Consider the following 20,471-nt stretch of genomic DNA (forward strand, 5'->3'; position numbering starts at 1 on the left):
CGCGACGCGACAGGCCACAGAGAAAAGGGCGCCAGTGGCGCCCTTTTCCGTTGCTGATGCCGCTGCTTACAGCAGCACGCGTTCAATGCCGCCGTTGTTGGCCTTGGCGACGTAATCGGGCAGCCAGTTCTCTCCCAGCAGGTGCTTTGCGAGTTCGACCACGATGTAGTCGGGCTCAATGCCGCCGGCGTCGTCTGCGTAACGGCTCAGCCCCTGCAGGCAGCTGGGGCAGGAGGTGAGGATCTTGGTCTGGGCGTTGGGGCTGGCTTCCTGCATCACCGCCACACCCTTTTCGATCTCCTCCTGCTTGCGGAAGCGCACCTGGGTGGAAATGTCCGGACGTGCAACCGCCAGGGTGCCCGACTCGCCGCAGCAGCGGTCCGAAAGGTCCACTCGTGTCCCCATCAGCTCGTTGGCCACCTTGATGCCGGAATGCACCTTCATCGGGGTGTGGCAGGGCTCGTGATACATGTAGTTCACGCCCTGCACGCCTTCGAGCTTCACGCCCTTTTCCATCAGGTACTCATGGATGTCGAGCAGGCGGCAGCCGGGGAAGATCTTCTCGAACTCGTACTTCTGCAGCTGATCCATGCAGGTGCCGCAGGACACGATCACCGTCTTGATGTCGAGATAGTTCAGGGTGTTGGCAACGCGGTGGAAGAGCACCCGGTTGTCAGTGGTGATCTTCTGTCCCTTGTCTTCCTCGCCGGCGGCCGTCTGCGGATAGCCGCAGCACAGGTAGCCCGGCGGCAGCACTGTCTGTGTGCCGACGTGGTAGAGCATGGCCTGGGTGGCCAGGCCGACCTGGCTGAACAGGCGCTCCGAACCACAGCCCGGGAAGTAGAATACGGCGTCGGTGTCGTGGCTGCCCTTCTGCGGGTCGCGAATGACCGGGATGACCTTGTCGTCCTCGATGTCGAGCAGGGCGCGGGAGGTCTTCTTTGGCAGATTGCCCGGCATCGGCTTGTTGATGAAGTGAATCACCTGAGCCTTGATCGGTGCCTTGTGCAGCGTGGCTGGCGGCGCCTTCACCTGGGACTGGATGAGGCCGAAGCGCTTGCCCATGGTGTAGGCGAAACGCTGCGCCTTGTAGCCCCACTCGATCATGCCGGTGCGGATCACCTTGATCGTGGCCGGGTCCTTGACGGTAAGGAAAGCCATCGCCGCGGCCTTGCCCGGATTGAAGGATTTCTTGCCCTGCTTGCGCAGCAGGTTGCGCATCTTGATCGAGACGTCGCCGAAGTCGATGTCGACCGGGCACGGCTTCTCGCACTTGTGGCATACGGTGCAATGGTCGGCCACATCCTCGAACTCGGCCCAGTGTGCCAGCGATACGCCGCGCCGTGTCTGCTCTTCATAGAGCATGGCCTCGATCAGCAGCGAGGTGCTGAGCACCTTATTGCGCGGGCTGTAGAGCAGGTTGGCGCGCGGGACATGGGTCGAGCACACCGGTTTGCACTTGCCGCAACGCAGGCAGTCCTTGATATCGTGCGCAATCTCGCCGATCTCGGTCTGCTCCATGATCAGCGACTCATGGCCCATCAGGTTGAAACTGGGCGTGTAGGCGTTGTCGAGATTGCCGCCACGCATCAGCTTGCCGCGGTTGAAGCGGCCCTCGGGGTCGACTCTGGACTTGTAGTCCCAGAAGGAGGTCATCTCGGCGTCGGTCAGATAGTCGAGCTTGGTGATGCCGATACCGTGCTCGCCGGAAATCACGCCATCAAGCGAGCGCGCCAGCGCCATGATGCGGTCGACCGCGCGATTGGCGGTCTGCAGCATGTCGTAGTTGTCGGAGTTCACCGGAAGGTTGGTGTGGACGTTGCCGTCGCCGGCGTGCATGTGCAGCGCCACAAAGACACGCCCGCGCAGCACCTGCGCATGCAGCGCCTCGATCCGCTCGAGAACCGGGGCGAAGATCGTGCCGTCGAAGATCTTGTTCAGACGCGGCTTGATCTCGGTCTTCCACGACACCCGGATGGAGTAATCCTGCAAGCGATGAAACAGCTTGGGGTCGGCTGCACGATTGCTCAGCTCGCCGGCCTGCACGCCATAGGTGGCGAACTCGCGCTCGGCTTCGGCCAGCGGCATGTCGAGGTTTTCCAGCAGCCATTCCCAGCGCTTGCGTACTGCCTCGATGTAGTTCAGTGCGGCTTCGCGGCGGTCACCAATCAGTTCATCGGCGGCAAGGTTTGCATCGCCCTGATCCAGCGGCAGGTCGCCCCGCAGAAACTCGGCGAGGGTATCGCACAATTCAAGCTTGTTGCGGGTGGACAGCTCGATGTTGATGCGCTCGATGCCGTCACAGTAGTCGCCCATGCGTGGCAGCGGGATGACCACGTCTTCGTTGATCTTGAAGGCGTTCGTATGGCGGGAGATGGCTGCTGTGCGTGAGCGCTCCAGCCAGAAGCGCTTGCGCTGCTCGGGCGATACCGCAATGAAACCTTCAGCACCGCGGGTGTTGGTCATGCGCACCACATCGGATGCTGCAGCCATCACCGCGCTTTCATCGAAGCCGACGATGTCGCCGATCAGAACCATCTTCGGGCGGCCGTGGCGCTTGGCCTTGGTGGTGTAGCCCACCGCCTTCACATAGCGCTCGTCAAGGTGCTCGAGCCCCGCCAGCAGCACACCGGCGGCATTGCCGGCGCCACCCGGCTTGAAGTAGTCGGTGATCTCGACGATGGCTGGCACGGCTTCGCGAACCTGGCCAAAAAACTCGAGACAGACTGTGCGGGTGACCGGCGGCATCTTGTGCAGCACCCAGCGCGAGGCCACGATCAGGCCGTCGGTGCCTTCCTTCTGCACGCCCGGAATGCCGCCGAGGAATTTGTCGGTGACGTCCTTGCCCAGACCGTCCTTGCGGCAGTGCGCGCCGGGCATGGAGAGCACCTCTTCTCCGAGTGGGGCGTAGGTGAAGCCATCGAAGCGACGCAGACGGAACCGTGCGATGTGCTGCTCGTGGATCTTGCCGAAGTTGTGGTCGAGGCGCTCGACCTCAAGCCAGTTGCCGTCCGGCGTGACCATCTTCCACCACGCCAGGTTGTCGAGCGCAGTGCCCCACAGCACGGCCTTCTTGCCACCGGCGTTCATGGCGATGTTGCCGCCGACACAGGATGCGCTGGCCGAGGTGGGGTCGACCGCGAACACGCGGCCGGCCAGGCTTGCCGCCTCCGACACACGATCAGTGACAACGCCGGCGCCGGTGCGGATGGTGGCGTAGGGGGAGTCCATCGGCTTGCCGTCTGCGCCGGGCAGGACCATCTCTTCCACAGGGCCGATGGTGATCAGCTTCTCGGTATTGATCACCACCGAATTCGCGTCGAGGGGTACGGCTCCGCCGGTATAGCCGGTGCCGCCGCCGCGCGGGATGATGGTCATGCCGAGTTCGATACAGGCGCGCACCAGCGGTGCCATTTCCTCTTCGGTGTCGGGGTAGAGGACGACGAAGGGGTACTCGACGCGCCAGTCAGTTGCGTCGGTGACGTGCGATACGCGGGCGTGCCCGTCGAAACAGACGTTGTCGCGCGCAGTGTGACGCGTGAGCGTCTTCAGCGCAGCCTTGCGCTTGCGCGCAGTGACATCGAACCAGCGCTCGAAATCGGCAACGGCCTGACGCGCACGGGCAATCAGCAGTTCGACGCGGTCGTTACCCTGCCGGCGCTTCTCCACCTCATTGACCCGGTGGTCGAGGGCGTTGATCAGCGCCTCGCGCCGTTCGCGGCTGGCGAGCAGGTCGTCTTCAAGGTAAGGGTTGCGGCGAACCACCCAGATGTCGCCGAGGACTTCGTACAGCATTCGCGCCGAACGGCCGGTAACCCGCTCTGCACGCAATTCGTCGAGAACGGACCACGCGTCTGCACCGAGCAGGCGGGTCACGATCTCGCGGTCGGAGAACGAAGTGTAGTTGTACGGAATTTCTCGCAGGCGTTGGGTCATTAGTGCACCGAGGTGGCTGCTGCAGGGGAACCTGCGATTTTAACGAACCGCAGTGCAACATGCATCAAAAAACAAGACCTTATGCGAAGTGTGGAATCAGACACTGCGCTACAGGAGTGGACGCCACGGGTAACGAAGGGTTCCGGCAAGGCCGGAGTTCCAAGCCCTTCAGGCGACGGCGGCGGTGATCGCGATTTCGACCCGCCAGCCAGGTTGCGCCAGCGCAACGACCTGGAGGCAGGCGCGGGAAGGGGCGGTGCCCGCCGGCACCCAGGCATCCCACGCCGCATTCATGCCGGCATAGTCGGCCATGTCGGTGAGGTAGATGCTTGCGCTGAGGATGCGCGAGGTGCTGCTGCCGATGTCCTCGAGCTGGCGTGCCAGGCTGTCGAGGATCTCCTTGGTCTGGCTGCCGATGTCGCCATCGACCGAGGTCGGGACTTCGACAATGTAGGCGACACCGTTGTGGACCACGGAGTCGGAGTAACGGGCAGTTGTGCCCTTGCGCTGTATCGATTGCATGAGAAGGCCGGATGAGATCGCAAGGCGCACGATTATACCGCCCGTACTCAGTACATGGCGGATGCGATTGCGAGGTATCGCAGCCCTTTGCCCAGCGCCATCCAGCACAGGCACGCAAACCAGTTCAGGCGAAGTACGCCGGCAGCCGCGCACAGGGCGTCTCCAATGACCGGGACCCAGGACAGCACGAGGCTTGCGCTGCCGTAGCGTTGCACCTGGCGCAGGCGCTGTGGCAGCTCCTTGCGCGGCAGGAGGCGTGCGATTGCATACGTGCTCATGCCACCTAGCGTGTTGCCGACGGTTGCAAGGATCAGGGCGGAGACGAGTTGCTCGGGGTACTGGTGAAGGACGCCCGCAAGTACGAGCTCGGAGCCGCCAGGCAGTACGGTCGCTGACAGGAAGGCCGAAACGAACAGCCCGCCAAGCGCGGCGCTGACCGCGTCAAGCACGGGCGGATACCCCCCAGCCTGCATGCCGGCGCATGTGCCGGGCGGCGCCCTTCATCTGCTCGAGGTTGACGATGGCATATGACAAGTGGGAGTATGGCGGCGCTTTTTTCATGTTGATGACCAAGGAGTTGTGTGATGAAAGGATTGATTCTGGCGACTGTTGCCGCCACCTTGCTTGCCACATTATCCCCTGCCGAAGCCTGGGCGAATCCGCAGCACGAACGGATGAAGAACTGCAACCAGGAGGCACGGACAAAGGCACTGAAGGGAGATGAGCGCAAGCAGTTCATGAGTGCGTGCCTGAAAGGCAAGCATGCGGCGACGGCTGCGACGGCCGTGCCACCCGCGTCCAGGGCTGCTGAGCCAGGCAAGGCCAAGGCGCAGGACGCGTCAGCTACGACTGCGAGTGCCGGGGCGCTTCAGGCAGCCCAGAAGGAAAAGATGAAAGGGTGTAACCGGAATGCGACCGAGAAGGCGCTCAAGGGCAATGAGCGCAAGGTCTTCATGAGCGAGTGCCTCAAGGGGTGAGTGCGCTCAGCCCCGGAGAGTGCGGGGCGAGAGGGGGGTTCGGCGTCGGCCGAACGCCCCTTCAATGATTCAGTATGCGTCCGCCGCGATGTGCTTCCATGAGCGCCTGGGTCTGGGCTTTGCGGACGGGCTTAAACGATGTCGAAAAAAACCAGGTCGCGCTCGATTTCCTTGGATGAAAACCCGCAGCCAATGCGTCCCGAGCCAGTGAGGGAGAGCTCTGCGCCCTTGATGCAGCGCTCATCGTCACCGTCGATGGAGACGTGGCAGCCGTTGGAGCTCTGGTCGATCAGGACGAAGCCGTCCCTTCTGCGCTCGATGCGTGCGTGCTGACGCGATGCCCTGGCGTCGATGATCACGACATCGTTGCCCAGTTCGCGCCCGAGCAGCACGATGGGGCGATGCTCCTCGACGAACATCACCTCTTCCTGGTGGCGCAGTCGCAGGCGCTGGGAGAGTTTCGCATTCGGCGGCAATGACGTCACCACACCGACACGGTGGCCGATGGTGAATACCTGCCATTCCAGCCCGCTCTGTGCTTCCGACTGAAACGCCTCTGCGCCGGCAAAGTGCCGGGCCGAGGGGGTGAGCAGCATGACCGCAGTGCTGCTTGCCAGCGCTTGTCCGGGGCGGCAGGTCTGTGCCAGCCGCCGTGCGCCGTCGACCCCGTCTCCGCCCGAACCGGCATCGGCGAGTCCATAGTGGATCCCGATGCGGATCTTCAGCTGCGTGCCGCTGACGGGCGGCAGGCTCAGCACGCGCTCAAGCATTTCACAGGCTGCGACAACGCCCGAATCGCAGCGCTCGAAGCTCGCTGTCATGGTGCTTTGCGTGCGTTCAAGGACACTGCCGCTATTGCCACCCACCGCACGGTCAATACGGTTCAGGCAGCGGTCGACGGCGTGGTTTGCCTCATCCTTGCCGAGGCGTGTAATGAGGTGGTCCCCCCCGATGACTTCGGCCACGAGCACACACAGGTTTTTTCGATCGGACATATTATTGATCTACCGCGGTGATTGTCCGGCGGCAGGCATTCGCCGCGCTCGGGTCAATAATGATCAAAGGCCGAAAGCGATGCAAGCCTTCCTGTGATGCCTGCCGGATATTTTAATGCCCGGAAAAAAGCCGGATCACTCCTCCGTTCCCCTCAGGAATGGGCTGGGGATCGAACGCTATATCACCTTCGTCCAGTGTTGTATTTCGGTCGATACCGACGAAATCAAACAGCTTCTGGTCGGCCAGATGCGACGGAACGACATTCTTGAGCGAGGTTGCGAGCGACTCGATGCGTCCGGGATGTTCCCGTGCCCACGACTGGAGCATGGCCTTGATGTGTTTGCGCTGCGCGTTCTCCTGCGAGCCGCAGAGGTTGCACGGAATGATAGGAAAATCCATGCTGCGGGCAAAGCGGGCGATATCGCTTTCGGTACAGTACGCCAGCGGACGGATCACCATGTGCTTGCCGTCGTCGCTCACCAGTTTGGGCGGCATGGCCTTGATCTTCCCGCCGAAGAACATGTTCAGGAACAGCGTTTCCAGCATGTCGTCACGATGGTGTCCAAGCGCGATGCGGGTGGCGCCGATCTCGGCGGCGGTGCGGTAAATGATGCCGCGGCGAAGGCGGGAGCACAGGGAACAGGTGGTCTTGCCCTCAGGGATCTTGTCCTTGACGATCGAGTAGGTGTCCTCGGTGACGATCCGGTACTCGACGCCGATGGACTCGAAGTAGGCGGGCAGGATGTGGTCGGGGAAGCCGGGCTGTTTCTGATCGAGGTTCATTGCCACGATGCGGAAATCGACCGGAGCACGTTCGCGCAGCGCCAGCAGGCAGGAGAGCAGGGTGTATGAATCCTTGCCGCCAGACACACAGACCATCACCGTATCGCCATCGCCGATCATGTTGTAGTCACCGATCGCTTCGCCGACGCTACGCTCAAGCTTCTTCTTCAGGCGCAGAAAGGTGTTGGAGTGGCGGTTTTCGGCTTGTTCGACGGCAGGTTGGGTCGTAACGCTATTCACGATGGGGCTCAGTAAAAAAGTCTTTCCGGATTATACACTTGCATTGCAGCGGGCGATCAGAGGTGCGCGCTGCGGCCGCCGTCCACGGCCAGGATCTGACCGGTGATGTAGGGGGCGTCGACCAGCAGGAAGCGCACTGTGCGGGCGATGTCGGTCGGGCTGCCTTCGCGCTGCAGCAAGGTGTGGCGGACGATCTCTTCGCGCTCGTCGCTTGCGATCTGCCCATCTTCAGGCCACTCGATCGGTCCCGGAGAAACGCCGTTTACCCGCACTTCGGGCGCCATCTCGAGCGCAAGCGCGCGCGTCAGTCCTGCCAGCCCGGCCTTTGCCGCGCAGTACAGCGCGTAATGTCGCAGGGGGCGCTCAGCGTGGATGTCGACAATGTTGACCACGGCGCCACGTGACGCCTTGAGTGCCGGCGCGAGTGCCTGGGTGAGGAACAGCGGACCCTTGAGGTTGGAGCCGACGAGATCGGTCCATGCGCTTGAGTCGATCTGCCCCAGCGGCGTGGGGAAGAAGCTCGACGCGTTATTGACGAGTCCGTCGAGCCGGCCAAAGTGGGCCAGGACCCGGTCCGCGAGCGCTTCGGGCACGCCATCGGCACCAAGGTCTCCGCCAACCGTCATGGCCGATCCCGGGCGGATGGCGAGAAAGCTCGCCGCGAGCGCCTCGGCCTCTTCCCGGCTGCTGCGATAGTGCAGCGCGATGCGAGCGCCGCCGGCGTGAAGTTCGCGCGCAATCGCAGCGCCGACTCTGCGCGCGGCGCCGGTGACGAGAATGACAGGCTCGATGGTTTGTTCGTTCATGGTGCTGTTTTGGGTTGTCGAGAGTTGTTGATTGGCGCGGTTCCGGGTGTCCGCGGTGCAGTTCATCCTGCGCGCTCGGCTACAATGCCGCGTCCCCAACCTTTGCCGCCGCCATGTCTTCCTTGCCTCAGCCTTCCGCAGAAGCCCTTGACCAGAGCAATCGGCTGATCGCCCTGCTGCAATCCGAAATCCGTGCCGCGGGGGGCTGGATGCCGTTTTCCCGTTACATGGAACTGGCACTTTACGCGCCCGGGCTGGGGTATTACAGCGGCGGCGCGAGAAAGTTCGGGCCGGGGGGCGATTTCATCACGGCGCCTGAGCTCACGCCCCTGTTTGGCCAGGCGCTTGCAAGTCAGGTCGAGCAGGTGATGCAGCTCAGTGCGATGCAGGTGATCGAAGTCGGTGCCGGGACCGGACTGCTTGCAGCCGATCTCCTGCTTGAGCTTGAGCGCCGAGGTGCGCTCCCGCTCAGCTATGGCATCCTCGAACTTTCGGCAGAACTCAGGGAGCGCCAGTTCGACACCCTCGCGCAACGGACGCCGCATCTTGCCGCGCGCGTCCAGTGGCTGGATGCGCTGCCCGCGCAGTTCTCCGGTGTGGTGGTCGCGAATGAAGTGCTCGATGTGATGCCGGTGCATCTGGTCGTGTCGCGCGCTGACGGCGTGTTCGAGCGCGGTGTCGTGCTGACCGAGAGCGAAGATGGGGCGGTGTTTTGCTGGGGTGACAGCCCGGCCGAGGGGGCGGTGCTCGAAGCGGCCCGCGCGCTCGAACTGCCGGCGCCTGCAGAGGGCGAATACCTGACTGAGATCAACCTGGCCGGGCAGGCCTGGATGGCCTCATGGGCAGACCGCTTGCTGCAGGGGGCGATGCTGCTGATCGATTATGGCTATCCGCGCGCCGAGTACTATCTGCCGTCGCGCTCGAACGGCACCTTGCTGTGCTACTACCGCCATCATGCGCACGCCGACCCCTTCCTGTGGCCGGGGCTGAACGACATTACCGAATTCGTGGATTTCACCGCGATGGCCGAGTCGGCGTACGACGCCGGGCTGGAAGTGCTGGGCTACACCAGCCAGGCACAGTTTCTGTTCAATTGCGGGGTGCTGGACTGCCTGGCACGACGCGGCCCAGAAGGGTCGGCCGACTATGTTCGCGCGGCGCGCGCCGCGCAACGGCTGACCACGCCGCAGGAGATGGGCGAGTTGTTCAAGGTGCTTGCCGTCGGCCGGGGCATCGACGTAGCGCTGCTCGGTTTCGCTCGCGGCGACCGTCTGCATACTCTCTGATACGCTGCGAGCGGGTACTGCCTGTCGGATGCCCGGCGTTTCGGCTGATTAAGCGCCCTGGTGACTCATTGCGTTCAGGAGCGCTTCGATGTCGCGCGGCGGCGGCATGTTGCGCGCTGGCTGACTGAAGTCGATTTCCTGCAGCTGAAGGGCTGCGTCGGGGAGAGGATGCCTGGTGGTGCCAAGGACTTCCTCGTCAATCCTGCCGGCTTCCCGAATTCCCTTGCCGGTTTGCATGTCCATGTAGATCACCATGATGGCCTCCGCAAAGTGACCGGATATCCCGGTCTCCTGATTTCATTAACGGCCGCTTTATGGCGGGCTTGAATCAAAGATTGGGCCGATGGTGCAATGTTCAAGACGTGGTGTTCGCGTCTTTGAGCAAATCATGACAATTTGGCGACCGGCTGGCGAGGAAAAAAAGCACGGGGTGTGGCTTTTTTGCCGCAGCAGGTCGCCGTCAGCCAAGGGATTTAAAGCGATTGTGACTCGAGCCACTCGGCGATGCGCTTCGCGACGCCTTCCCAGCCGTGTTCCAGCATCATCCCGTGGCCGATATCGTCAAAGATCTCGGCAGTTAGTCCGTAGGTGGTGGCGGTCATATGCACCTGGTCGGGTGGGATGAGCTGATCGTGGCTCGCACCGAGGATCAGCATTGGCACATCGTGCATCTGCGCAGGCTGGGGCAGGTTGAACAGCGTCATGTCCCAGATCGCGCGGTGCGACTCTGCCTGGCTCAGCGCGTAGTAGCGGCGCAGCGTTGCTTCTTCGATCGGTTGATGGAAAAGGGCTTCGCGCAGGCTCTCCAGCTGGGCCTCACCTGCGTTCATCAGGCGATTGAGATCGGCCAGCAGGTGCGGTTTCTTGAACATCAGCCCGAAAGCCGACCCCATCAGGCCCTGTGGCGGTACCGAAGCCATCAGCACTGCTGCCGGCGCTTTGGCCCGTTCGAGGTATTTCTGCACCACCATGCCACCCATCGAATGACCGATCAGCACTGGCGCACTCGGCAGGCGCTCAATCACCTGGGTCAGATCGCGGACATAGTCATCGATCGACAGTGAGTCGAGGTGGTCGTGGTGCAGGCTCTTTCCATGTCCTGACAGGGACACTGCGTAGGCTGTCCACCCCTTGGCTGCGAACCAGGGCAGGAAATGCTCTTCCCAGCACCAGGCGCCGGTATAGGCGCCGTGGACGAAAAGCAGCGGGGTGGGGTGGGGCGTGCCCTTCTCGGGGCTGTGACAAAGGACTTCAAGGTCGCCGAAGCGTGATGCTGCATTCATTGGGGAATCTCCATGCCGCGCTGCACTGCCGGGCGTGCAGCCATGGCTTGTGACCAGCGCTGCACCTCGGGGAATCGGGCAAGGTCGATACCTTGCCACTCGTGGCGGGCAATCCAGGGGTAAGTCGCAATATCTGCGATCGAGTAGGTGCTGCCGGCCAGCCAGTCGCGGCCCTTGAGGCGGGTGTTGAGCACGCCGTAGATACGCGCGCCTTCTCGCGAATAGCGGTCGATTGCGTAAGGAATGACATCCGGCGCAAAGCGCAGGAAGTGATGGACCTGACCAAGCATGGGACCGACGCTGCCCATCTGGAACATCAGCCACTGCAAGGCCTCGCTGCGCTCGCGCGCATCAGTGGGTAGCAGTCGGCCACATTTTTCGGCCAGGTAGATCAGGATTGCCCCGGACTCGATCACCGTGAACGGCTGACCGTCTGGACCTTCGCTGTCGACGAGCACCGGAATCTTGTTGTTGGGGTTGAGCGCGGCGAATTCAGGTGCAAACTGGGCTTTCCGGGTGATGTCGATTGCCCGGGTTTCGAAATCCAGTCCGAGTTCTTCCAGCGCGATCGATACTTTTCGACCGTTTGGCGTGGCCCAGGTATGGAGGGTGATCATTTCTTGTCGACTCTGTTGGTTGCGGTGTTCGCCCCTGAAGGGGTCTAATCCGGCATCTTTGCGTGGAGTGGTTGATGCTCAAGTGGATTGTGGTGGTCATGCTGATCGTGGTGCTCACCGGCCTGATTCAGCCCGGCACGGCTCAGCGCCTGCGTCTTGGCCACCTGCCCGGAGATCTTGCATTCCGTTTCAGGGGCAAAGCTTATCACTTCCCCTTCACCACGACGGTGTTGCTGTCCCTGCTTGCCTGGTTCATCTTGCGCGCGATCTGAACTCGTGACCGTGTGATGATGCTCAGTCAGCGGCGGAAGTCTCTGCGCGAACTGCCTTGACCGCGGCCAGGCGTGCGCAATGGATGCGCTCAGGAATCTGTGCTTTGTCGGTGCACTCGCGGGCGATCCTGCCGGCGTCGATGGCGCGCATGCGGTCGAGCATCTGCTGCCAGCGTATGCCTGGCTGCCACGGTGCTGCGCGCTCGCCACCCCGGCCCCGATAGTCGCAGGCTGCGGCATCGAGCATCAGCCTGAAGCGCTCTGGGCGTCGCAGCGCATCGCAGCGTTCGATGACCTTGACGACGGTTTCGGTGCGCAGGATGTCGATCTGTCCAAGAATGCCGTGCTCGCGCGCCACCATCACCGCGAGGTCGCGGCATTCGGTCGGTGCCTTCAGGCGTTCCGATACCGCGCGTGCCATGTGCTCGCCACGTGCTTCATGACCGTAGTGATGGGGCAGGATGGCTTCCGGAGTGGTGCCTTTGCCAAGATCGTGCAGCAGACAGGCCCAGCGCACCGCAAGGGGGTGGCCGCCGCGGGCCGATGCGTCGATGACCATCAGCACGTGCTCGCCGGTGTCGATCTCCGGGTGATGCTGCTCTGGTTGCGGCACGCCGAACAGGGCGTCCACCTCGGGCAGGATGCGCGCCAGTGCGCCGCACTCACGCAGGATGCGGATCATCCGCGACGGCGTGTCCTCCATCAGGCCGCGGGACAGTTCCTGCCAGACGCGTTCAGGCACGAGGTGATCGACTTCGCCCGCGCTGACCATGTTCTGCATCAGCGTGAGCGTCTCGGGTGCGAGACTGAACTCACTGAACCGCGCTGCAAAGCGGGCAACGCGCAGGATGCGCACAGGATCTTCGGCAAACGCCGGGCTGACGTGACGGAAGATCCTCGCATTCAGATCGGCAACGCCGCCATAGGGGTCGGTCAGCTTGCCTTCTGCATCACGCGCAATCGCGTTGATGGTCAGGTCGCGACGCAGCAGGTCCTGTTCGAGGGTGACGTCAGGCGAGGCGTGGCACACGAATCCGGTATAGCCTCGCCCGCTCTTGCGTTCGGTGCGGGCGAGGGCGTATTCCTCGTTGCTGGCCGGGTGCAGAAAGACCGGGAAGTCCTTGCCCACCGGACGGAAACCACGCGCGAGCATGGCTTCCGGCGTTTCACCCACCACGACCCAGTCGCGATCCTTTACCGGGAGTCCGAGCAGGGCGTCGCGCACTGCGCCGCCAACAACGAATGCACGCATCAGCCGTAGAGATCCTCTGACGCAATGGACTCGGTTTCGGCCAGTGCCGCAGTCTCCCATTCACGCATGTGCGGATTGGCGAGCATGGTGGCCAGGTACTCCGCGGCAGCACCTTCCGGCTTCACGCCGTAGGTCTTGAAGCGGTAGCAGACCGGGGCGAAGGCCGCATCGGCAATGCTGAAGCGGCCGAAAAGGTAGGGGCCGTCCTTGCCGAAGCGTGCGCGGCAGTCGTTCCAGATTGCCACTACGCGGGCGATCTCGGCGTCAACCTCCGGGGTGTGCCCCTTGCCGGTGTAGTCCTTGCGGATGTTCATCGGCATGTGTTCGCGCAGGTGCGCAAATCCGGAATGCATCTCGGCGCTAGCCGCCCTCGCAACGGCACGCGCCGTGACCTCGGCCGGCCACAGCTGGGGGTTCTTCTCCGCCAGGTATTCGCCGATCGCGAGCGAATCCCAGACCACGAAACCATGGTCGATGAGGCAGGGAACCTTGCCCGACGGCGAATGCGAGAGGATGTGCTCACGGCTGCCCGGAATGAACAGCGGGATGCGGATCTCCTCGAAGGTGAATCCTCCGGCACGGGCTGCCAGCCAGGCGCGCAGGGACCAGGACGAGTAGTTCTTGTTGCCGATGATCAGTTTCATCAGTGACTCCGTCAAAGGGAGGGATTAGCGACGCGCGTGGCGGCGCAGGGGGTTATACAAGGCGCGTTGCGTTGCCTTGCCCAGCCATCCCGGCACCACCGACTCGATCGCGGTCGGGACCAGGCCAAAGGGCAGGGGTGCGCCGCTGGCAATGTTGTCAGCACGCATCGAGCGCACGTTGTCACGGCTCATCAGGGGCTGCGGCGCGAGCTCCATCAGCCTGGCCTGAAACATCGCGAGGCCCTCGGGAAGCGGAATGACCGGGCGCGGGTGGCCGACCAGCCCGGAGACGTACTCGACCAGCTGGCGCAGCGTGTAGACGCTTGGCCCGGCAAGCTCAAGCGTCTGGCCGTTGGCCGCAGTGTCGGTGAGGCAGCGCCACACCACCTCGGCAACGTCTTCCACATAGACCGGCTGAAAGCGGGCGCTTGCGCCACCAAGCGGCAGGACCGGGAAGACCGAGGCCAGCTTCGCGAACAGGTTCAGGAAGCTGTCGTCGCGGCCGAAAATGACCGACGGCCGCAGGATGGTCCATTCGACCTCGGGCGCGGCGGCGCGGATGGCGAGTTCGCCTGCGGCCTTGGAGCGCTGGTACTCGGAGGGGGCATCGGCATCGGCGCCGAGCGCGCTGACGTGAATGAGCCGTCGCACCCCGCCTGCCTTGCAGGCGGCTACGATCTTTTCCGGGAGTTCGACATGGGCGCGGGCAAAGTCGGGGCCGTAGGGCGACGCACTGCGCGAGTGCAGGATGCCGACGAGGTTCACCACGGCATCGGCGTCGGCAAACAGGCGGGAAAGGGTTGCCTCGTCATGGCAGTCGGCCTCGATCACCTCGACGTTGGGCAGGAGCAATACACGCCCCGCGCGACTGCGCCGGCGCGTCGGAATCAGCACGCTGACGCCGGCTTCAGCCAGCCTGTTGGCGATGGCGGTGCCGAGAAAACCGGTACCGCCGATCAGAACGACACGTTGTGGAATCATCGTGATTGTTGCTCCGGCGCGTAGTGCATGAGTTTAGCGGCTAATGTGAATGGGGTCATTGTGCGTCCGGCCGCGGTGCAATGGTGCCAAGCCGCGCCTTGAGCGACTGTGGCTGGCCGTCGAGCATGGCTGCATAGATCACGGTATTCGCCATGACCTTCTTTACATAGTCGCGGGTTTCGTCGAAGGGAATGGTTTCGACATAGATTGCACCTTCCAGCGGACGCGCGTCGCGCCAGCGCTTGGCGCGTCCCGGCCCGGCGTTGTAGCCCGCACTGGCCAGCACCGGATGATTGTCGAGATCTTCAAGGATGAGGCGCATGTAGCTGGTGCCGAGCTGCACGTTGGTGTTGGGCTCGGACAGGAGGCCCTGATGGTAGCCGCTCATGCCGATCTTGCCTGCGACCCACTTGCCCGTGGCCGGCATCACCTGCATCAGGCCTTGTGCACCGGAACTCGAGCGCGCGGGGACGACAAAGCGGCTCTCCTGGCGCATCAGGCCGTAGACCCAGTTCATGTCCAGCCCCTGGCTGCGGACCTGCGGTTCGATGAGATCCCGATACGGGGTAAGAAAGCGCAGATCAAAGGCCCCTTTCGGATTGGCAAGCTCTGCGGTATTGATGGCGCGGTCGAAAATATCGTACTTGAGGGCGAGGCGGGAGGCTGCGAGCCGGAATACCTCGTCCTGTCCGCGCAAGGACCAGTTCCACTCGCGCACGGCCTCGGTCCGCATGTCGAGCTGGAACAGGGCAATGGCGCGGCGCAGACCGGGATCGTCCTCGGCGAGGCGAAGCTGTTCCGCGCTCAATGCCGTGGCATGGGGCGAAACAACAAAGGGGCGGCCGAGTTCATCGCCCGCGAGCATGCCGTAGAAGTGCGGTTCGCCTGCGATGCGGGCATAGAGCGCTTCGGCTTCGGCACGACGGTTGAGGCCGGCAAGGCTGCGGGCGCGCCAGTAGATCCACTCGGGTTCCTGCTGTTCGTCGGTGTTCAGCCGCCCGATTGCCCCGAGCACTGCGTTCCAGTCGTTGTCGCGCAGTGCGGAACGAACGCGCCACGCGCGCTGTTCGGCCGTCATCGGGATGTCGCCGGCGGCGCCGAACCAGTCTCTGGCCATTCTGTCCTGCGCCCACGATGCGCGCAGCGCGAGGGCCGAATAGACATAGGCGCGGTCATCGGCGCCGAGCCGGTCCTGCAGGCGGATCAGGCGCACGTGCGCAGCGGGCATGTCTTCGCGGACGAGGCGAACCAGCGCGGCCAGCGCCAGCTCACGACTGGCGCGATTGGTGGCGAAATTGCCGGGCAGGCGGTCGAGGTATTGCGCAGGGCTCTTCATCGCCTGTTCGAGTGCGCTGCTGTCGCCATCGTCGAGCCACGCAAGCGTGCTGCGTGCATTGCCGGTATTGCGGTTTTCGACCTGTCGCCTGAAGCGCCACCATGCGTCGTCGGCGCTCACGTCCCCGCTGCTGATCGCAGCCCGCAACACGGTGTCGCAGGCGCTGTGTGCGTCGGTGAGGTCGTGCCATTGTGCAGCGACGTCGGCGAGCACGCCGCGATCTCCGTTCATCAGCCTGGCGGTCCAGTGGTGGCAGCGCATCTCGCGGTCGGGGCTTTGCAGATCGGGATAGAGCCGCAGAAAACCGGCCCAGTCGCTGTCCTTGGCGAGTCTTCGCAGCCAGTCGGCGCGCAGACGTTCGGCAAGCACAGAGCCGGCCTCCTGCATCAGGAAATCTGCCAGTTCGGTTGCGGGAGGGGCGTCGGGGCGGGCAAGCTTGTTGAGCAGCAGCCAGTACCGGACATAGGGGTCGAGCAGATGGGTGTCGGGTTGCTGCGCCAGTCGTTCCAGCGTGTTGCGATCACCGGTGCGGATGGCCTCCCGGGCGGCGAGAATTCGCGCCTCTCCCTGTTGTCCGAAAGCGCTCGTTGCAAATACCAGGCATGCTGTGAACAGCATTCCCCATGAAGCCTTGTGCATCCCGTAACATCCCCGTTTAAGATCGAATCACCATATCACAGTGACTGCCAGTTTCCCCGCCCTTTCCGACGATATCCAGACCCGGCGACGTGCGCTGCGCGATCATGCGCTGGCGGCGCGCGAAGCGCTTTCGCCGGCGTTCCGTGCCGGGCTCGTCCGCCAGCTCGAAACCCACCTCGACCAGCTCGCCGCCGTTCTGCAGCCCCGCGTACTGGCCTTTTGCTGGCCGTATCGCGCAGAGCCCGACTTGCGCGAATGGGTGGCGCGGTGGCTGGCAGGCGACGCAGACCGTCGCGCCGCCCTGCCGGTCGTGCTGGAGAAGGACGCACCCCTGATATTTCGCTGCTGGCAACCGGGCATGCCGCTTCAGACTGATCGTCATGGCATTCCGTTTCCTGCCGAGGGGGCGGCCGTCGTGCCCGACGTGGTGCTGGTGCCGCTCAACGCTTTTGATGCGCAGGGTTTTCGCCTTGGCTATGGCGGCGGGTATTTCGACCGCACGCTGGCGGTCATGCGAACCGTCACTGTCGGGGTCGGTTTCGAGCTGGGGCGGGTTGATTCCGTGCTGCCCCAGGCCCACGACCAGGCGATGGACTGGCTGCTGACCGAGGCAGGGGCGTTTCGGGCCGGCGAAGCCTGAGCAGGGAGTGCCCGCGGGGCATGGGCTTCAGGCCTGCTCCACCCGGTTGCGGCCGTTGTGCTTGGCGGCGTAGAGCGCGCTATCGGCGCGGGCAAGAATCATCTCCGCACTGCTGTCGCCAGGCAGCAGCAGGCTGACGCCGATGCTGGTCGTCGCGCCGATGTCGCGGTTCTGGTAGACCAGCGGGGTGTTCTCAAGCGTGCTGCGCAGGCGTTCGGCCAGTTCGAGCGCTCCCTGCAGACCGGTGGCCGGCAACAGGATCGCGAACTCCTCGCCGCCGAGGCGGCCGATGAGGTCGGATGCGCGCAGCAGCGAGTGTGCAAGCCCTACAACGTGGCACAGCATGGCATCGCCCGCCGCATGGCCGTGCAGGTCATTGACGCGCTTGAAGTGATCGAGGTCCAGCATCATCAGCGCCGCGTCGTTGCGGTAGCGGCGCACCCGAACCAGTTCCGCATCCACCTTGTCCAGAAACGCGCGTCGGTTGCGAACACCCGTCAGCGGGTCGGTGGTGGCAAGCAGCCACAGGGCTTTCTCCTGCTGCTTGCGCGCGCTCACATCGCGATAGACGCGCAGGAAGCCCAGCAGCGCGTCAGTGCTTCCTGTGCTCCGGATCGGAATGAAGTCACGCTCAATCCAGCGCCCGTCGCGGTGTGCCAGCTCTTCGCCATAGACGGTCTGTGCGCGCTCGCGCAGCATGTCGAGCCGTTGTGCAAACGTCGTCGGATCCAGGCTGAGCTTGCTGGCGGCGAGGGTGAGGTCATTGATCGAGGTGCCCGCAAGGTCACCTGGCGGGCGCGGAATATTCATGAGCTCGAAGACCTTGTCGTTGAGCAGCGTGATCTGTCCCTGCATGTCTTCCATGATCACCGCGCCGGGGAAGTGGTCGACCACGGTCTGCAGCCGGGCGTAGGCGGCCTGCAGATCCTTGCGCGCGGCGCGGGCGGCGGTGACGTCTTCCTTGATGGCAATGAAATGCGACAGATCGCCAAGTTCATTGCGCACGGGGGTGATCGTGAGCGCCTCGTCATACAGGCTGCCGTCCTTGCGCCGGTTAACGAGTTCCCCGCGCCAGACCGCACCCGAGAGAATGGTGTTCCACATGCTTTCGTAGAACTCGCGGCTTTGCTGGCCGGAGCGCACCAGCTCCTTGGGCATGCGCCCGATCGCCTCGCTCAGTTCAAAGCCGGTGAGGGCGGTGAAGGCCGGATTGGCCCACTCGATGCGCGCGTCGGTGCCAGTGATGACAACGGCGGTGGCGCTCGCGTTGAGCGCACTTTCGAGAAGGTGGCGGCGCGCTTCCGCGCGGCGGCGCAGGCTTCGTTCATGCTGCCCCGCGCGGCGGAAATACAGATAGGCGGCCAGCGCACCGCCGAGTCCGAGCAAGCTCAGCGGCAGGAAAACGAGCGCGCTGCTGCGGCTTTCGGCATACGCGTCTGCGAGCGCCTCGTCGAGCGCGCTGCTGCTGATCACCGCGATGGGAAGACGTTCATTGAGCTGGTAGCTTACAACCTGGCGCCCCTGTTCGCCGTCAAGTGTCTGCGTTCCGGCGGTTTCCCCACCCTGCCAGCGCAGGGCGAGCGCTTGTTCGACCTGCTGCAGCGCTGCGTCCGCGACTGAGGTATCGAGCAGCCGCATTCCGCCGAGCCGGAAGAGGCTGATGCGATCGCCAGGCGTGGTTCTGAAATCGGCGAGAATGCGTCGGAGGTAGTCGAGCTCCAGGGTGGCGAGCAGCGTAAGCGGGCGCGCGTCTCCCGATCCGAACGAACGTGCGATCGGGATAAAGCCCTGGTCGGGTGTCGGCGTCTGCGGGTCGCCTGTCGGTCGAGCGTCGGCAAGATCGCGTCCGGCGTGTGGCGGGCCGATCTGGAGGACGTCTCCGGGTGCACGATTGCTGGGGTGGTAGCTGTCGAGACTGAGTACGGCTCCCAGATTCTCGGGGGTGGTGCTCGCAATGACCTTGCCGTCTGCGTCGACCACCGAGAGCGAGCGCAGGTAGGGGATGTGCCGGATCACGGAGTCGAGCTGCCTGGTCCATTCAGGTGATTGCTCAGCGGTGGTGATGGCGCTTCCCAGCGAGCTCAGGTTGAGATCGACGTTCCGTAGCAGATGTCCGATGTGCGTGTTCAGGTGGCGGGTGTCGCGCTGCGAAATCTGTTCGTGCGCAGTGCGTACGTCTTCCAGAACACGCGAAAAGTGGTACTCGAAACCGGCCCAGGCCAAAAGCGCGCAGACGCTCAGCAGGCCAAAGAAACCGAAGTCAGCGAGGCGCCTGCGGCGTCGTGCGTTCATCTGGCGGCTGCGCTCAGCGGGTGATGACGATGGGCTCGAGCCCGTGACGCCGCGCGGCGCGTACCAGGCGGCCATCGTGCTTTATCGCACGGAGGTAGGTTTCGAGCCGCTTGAACCACGGGGCGTCACCCGGTGCGACAGCCCATGCGTAGGGGGTGATGTGGTAAGGCGTGCCGGGCGAAATCAGGCGCGCCCAGTCTGACCTGTCGACCATGCGATGGCCGAACGGGTAGTCGGTGATGAACACGTCGGCACGCCCGGATTCGACGGCCTCCTCACGCGCGTGCGGCGATCCCAGTACCGCAAGCCTGGCGTGGCGAAGCTTGTCGATCATGACTTGTTCATGGATCGTGCCTTTGGCGACGGCCACGATAACCCCCGGCTGATCAATGTCGTCCCACTGATTGATTCGCCGGCTGCTGCGCGGGGCAACCGCATAGATGTCGCTCGCAAGGTAAGGGGAGGTGAACCGAAGCTCTTCCGCGCGCTCGGCCGTGATCCCGACACCAAACATCGCGACGTCGCAGTTATCGTTGAGCAAGTCCTTCGTCAGGCGCGGAAAGCTGCTGTCGACGAATTCGACGCCGACATTCAGTTCCCGGCCAAGCTCAAGCGCGAGATCGATGTCGATCCCGCGTAACTCGTGGGTCGCCGGATCCCGGTATGTCATCCCGAAATACTCTGGCCAGATGCAGACGCGGACGCGCTTCTCGTCGAGGATGCGATCAAGACGGCTTTGATGCGCGTGCGCGTCGAAGGCGATGCCCTGAGCGAGGGTGGTGCCGAGGAGCACGAGAAGCCAGCGAGCAAGTTGAAGACGGAACGGGGAGGTCACGGGTATCCTCAATGCAGCTGCGCGCCTCAGTGGCACAGCGCTGCAGGGGCGCGCGCCTTCGTCACGCCGACGGGGTGCGCATGTCGCCGGATCGGCTCCGGCAAGCTCATTTCTATTACAAAAGGACTAAGTTA

The 20,471-nt window shown here is 63.6% G+C and carries 19 protein-coding genes; 4 read left to right on the forward strand and 15 right to left on the reverse strand.

What is annotated here, in order from left to right:
- Window positions 1-66: 66 nt before the first annotated feature.
- The 3 genes from AC22G6_RS10135 to AC22G6_RS10145 form a co-directional block, all read right to left on the reverse strand.
- Window positions 67-3,936, reverse strand: a complete 3,870-nt coding sequence (locus AC22G6_RS10135; protein ID WP_487366688.1) for a DUF3683 domain-containing protein — start codon at window positions 3,934-3,936, stop codon at window positions 67-69.
- Between the two features lie 168 nt (window positions 3,937-4,104).
- Window positions 4,105-4,458 carry a RidA family protein gene (locus AC22G6_RS10140; RefSeq protein WP_487366689.1) on the reverse strand — a complete coding sequence of 118 codons (354 nt, stop codon included), beginning with the start codon at window positions 4,456-4,458 and terminating at the stop codon, window positions 4,105-4,107.
- Window positions 4,459-4,505: 47 nt separating this feature from the next.
- Window positions 4,506-4,907 (reverse strand): YqaA family protein, encoded by a 402-nt coding sequence (locus tag AC22G6_RS10145; RefSeq protein WP_487366690.1) that lies wholly within the window; start codon window positions 4,905-4,907, stop codon window positions 4,506-4,508.
- Between the two features lie 135 nt (window positions 4,908-5,042).
- Between AC22G6_RS10145 and AC22G6_RS10150 the strand changes: the two genes are divergently transcribed.
- Window positions 5,043-5,435, forward strand: a complete 393-nt coding sequence (locus tag AC22G6_RS10150; protein ID WP_487366691.1) for a PsiF family protein — start codon at window positions 5,043-5,045, stop codon at window positions 5,433-5,435.
- Between the two features lie 131 nt (window positions 5,436-5,566).
- Here AC22G6_RS10150 and AC22G6_RS10155 read toward each other — a convergent pair whose 3' ends face one another.
- The 3 genes from AC22G6_RS10155 to AC22G6_RS10165 all read right to left on the reverse strand — a co-directional run bounded on the left by AC22G6_RS10155 (window position 5,567) and on the right by AC22G6_RS10165 (window position 8,260).
- Complete coding sequence (locus AC22G6_RS10155) at window positions 5,567-6,430, reverse strand: FHA domain-containing protein (protein ID WP_487366692.1); 864 nt, start codon at window positions 6,428-6,430, stop codon at window positions 5,567-5,569.
- Between the two features lie 112 nt (window positions 6,431-6,542).
- The gene (ttcA, locus tag AC22G6_RS10160; RefSeq protein ID WP_487366693.1) at window positions 6,543-7,454 is read right to left on the reverse strand and encodes a tRNA 2-thiocytidine(32) synthetase TtcA; all 912 of its coding nucleotides are present in this window, start codon (window positions 7,452-7,454) and stop codon (window positions 6,543-6,545) included.
- A 56-nt stretch (window positions 7,455-7,510) separates the two neighbouring features.
- Complete coding sequence (locus AC22G6_RS10165) at window positions 7,511-8,260, reverse strand: pteridine reductase (protein ID WP_487366694.1); 750 nt, start codon at window positions 8,258-8,260, stop codon at window positions 7,511-7,513.
- A 113-nt stretch (window positions 8,261-8,373) separates the two neighbouring features.
- Between AC22G6_RS10165 and AC22G6_RS10170 the strand changes: the two genes are divergently transcribed.
- On the forward strand, window positions 8,374-9,546 hold the full coding sequence (locus tag AC22G6_RS10170) for a class I SAM-dependent methyltransferase (RefSeq protein WP_487366695.1): 1,173 nt from the start codon (window positions 8,374-8,376) through the stop codon (window positions 9,544-9,546).
- Window positions 9,547-9,594: 48 nt separating this feature from the next.
- Here the strand turns inward: AC22G6_RS10170 and AC22G6_RS10175 are convergent, their stop codons facing one another.
- The 3 genes from AC22G6_RS10175 to AC22G6_RS10185 form a co-directional block, all read right to left on the reverse strand.
- Window positions 9,595-9,801, reverse strand: coding sequence for a hypothetical protein (locus tag AC22G6_RS10175; RefSeq protein ID WP_487366696.1), 207 nt, complete (start codon window positions 9,799-9,801; stop codon window positions 9,595-9,597).
- Window positions 9,802-10,019: 218 nt separating this feature from the next.
- The gene (locus AC22G6_RS10180; RefSeq protein ID WP_487366697.1) at window positions 10,020-10,829 is read right to left on the reverse strand and encodes an alpha/beta hydrolase; all 810 of its coding nucleotides are present in this window, start codon (window positions 10,827-10,829) and stop codon (window positions 10,020-10,022) included.
- A complete protein-coding gene (locus AC22G6_RS10185; RefSeq protein WP_487366698.1) occupies window positions 10,826-11,446 on the reverse strand; it encodes a glutathione S-transferase family protein in 621 nt (206 codons plus the stop codon). Before AC22G6_RS10185 ends, AC22G6_RS10180 begins: the two co-directional genes overlap by 4 nt.
- Window positions 11,447-11,520: 74 nt before the next feature.
- Here AC22G6_RS10185 and AC22G6_RS10190 point away from each other — a divergent pair, with 74 nt between their 5' ends.
- The gene (locus AC22G6_RS10190; protein ID WP_487366699.1) at window positions 11,521-11,718 is read left to right on the forward strand and encodes a DUF2905 domain-containing protein; all 198 of its coding nucleotides are present in this window, start codon (window positions 11,521-11,523) and stop codon (window positions 11,716-11,718) included.
- 22 nt (window positions 11,719-11,740) lie between these two features.
- Here AC22G6_RS10190 and AC22G6_RS10195 read toward each other — a convergent pair whose 3' ends face one another.
- Genes AC22G6_RS10195 through AC22G6_RS10210 form a run of 4 tightly spaced genes read right to left on the reverse strand, consistent with a single transcriptional unit; the run spans window position 11,741 to window position 16,570 of the window.
- Window positions 11,741-12,970, reverse strand: a complete 1,230-nt coding sequence (locus tag AC22G6_RS10195; RefSeq protein WP_487366700.1) for a multifunctional CCA addition/repair protein — start codon at window positions 12,968-12,970, stop codon at window positions 11,741-11,743.
- Entirely contained in the window at window positions 12,970-13,614 is a 645-nt protein-coding gene (locus AC22G6_RS10200) for a glutathione S-transferase family protein (RefSeq protein WP_487366701.1), read from the reverse strand. Before AC22G6_RS10200 ends, AC22G6_RS10195 begins: the two co-directional genes overlap by 1 nt.
- Window positions 13,615-13,638: 24 nt before the next feature.
- On the reverse strand, window positions 13,639-14,595 hold the full coding sequence (locus AC22G6_RS10205; protein WP_487366702.1) for a complex I NDUFA9 subunit family protein: 957 nt from the start codon (window positions 14,593-14,595) through the stop codon (window positions 13,639-13,641).
- A 55-nt stretch (window positions 14,596-14,650) separates the two neighbouring features.
- A complete protein-coding gene (locus AC22G6_RS10210; RefSeq protein WP_487366703.1) occupies window positions 14,651-16,570 on the reverse strand; it encodes a lytic transglycosylase domain-containing protein in 1,920 nt (639 codons plus the stop codon).
- Between the two features lie 40 nt (window positions 16,571-16,610).
- On the opposite strand from AC22G6_RS10210, the gene AC22G6_RS10215 reads away from it, so the two are divergent.
- The gene (locus tag AC22G6_RS10215; RefSeq protein ID WP_487366704.1) at window positions 16,611-17,210 is read left to right on the forward strand and encodes a 5-formyltetrahydrofolate cyclo-ligase; all 600 of its coding nucleotides are present in this window, start codon (window positions 16,611-16,613) and stop codon (window positions 17,208-17,210) included.
- A 27-nt stretch (window positions 17,211-17,237) separates the two neighbouring features.
- Here the strand turns inward: AC22G6_RS10215 and AC22G6_RS10220 are convergent, their stop codons facing one another.
- Window positions 17,238-19,502 (reverse strand): diguanylate cyclase, encoded by a 2,265-nt coding sequence (locus AC22G6_RS10220; RefSeq protein WP_487366705.1) that lies wholly within the window; start codon window positions 19,500-19,502, stop codon window positions 17,238-17,240.
- A gap of 13 nt (window positions 19,503-19,515) precedes the next feature.
- Window positions 19,516-20,295 (reverse strand): substrate-binding periplasmic protein, encoded by a 780-nt coding sequence (locus AC22G6_RS10225; protein ID WP_487366706.1) that lies wholly within the window; start codon window positions 20,293-20,295, stop codon window positions 19,516-19,518.
- Window positions 20,296-20,471 lie beyond the last annotated feature (176 nt).

The sequence above is a fragment of the Parazoarcus sp. PS-13 R2A genome (assembly GCF_057621855.1).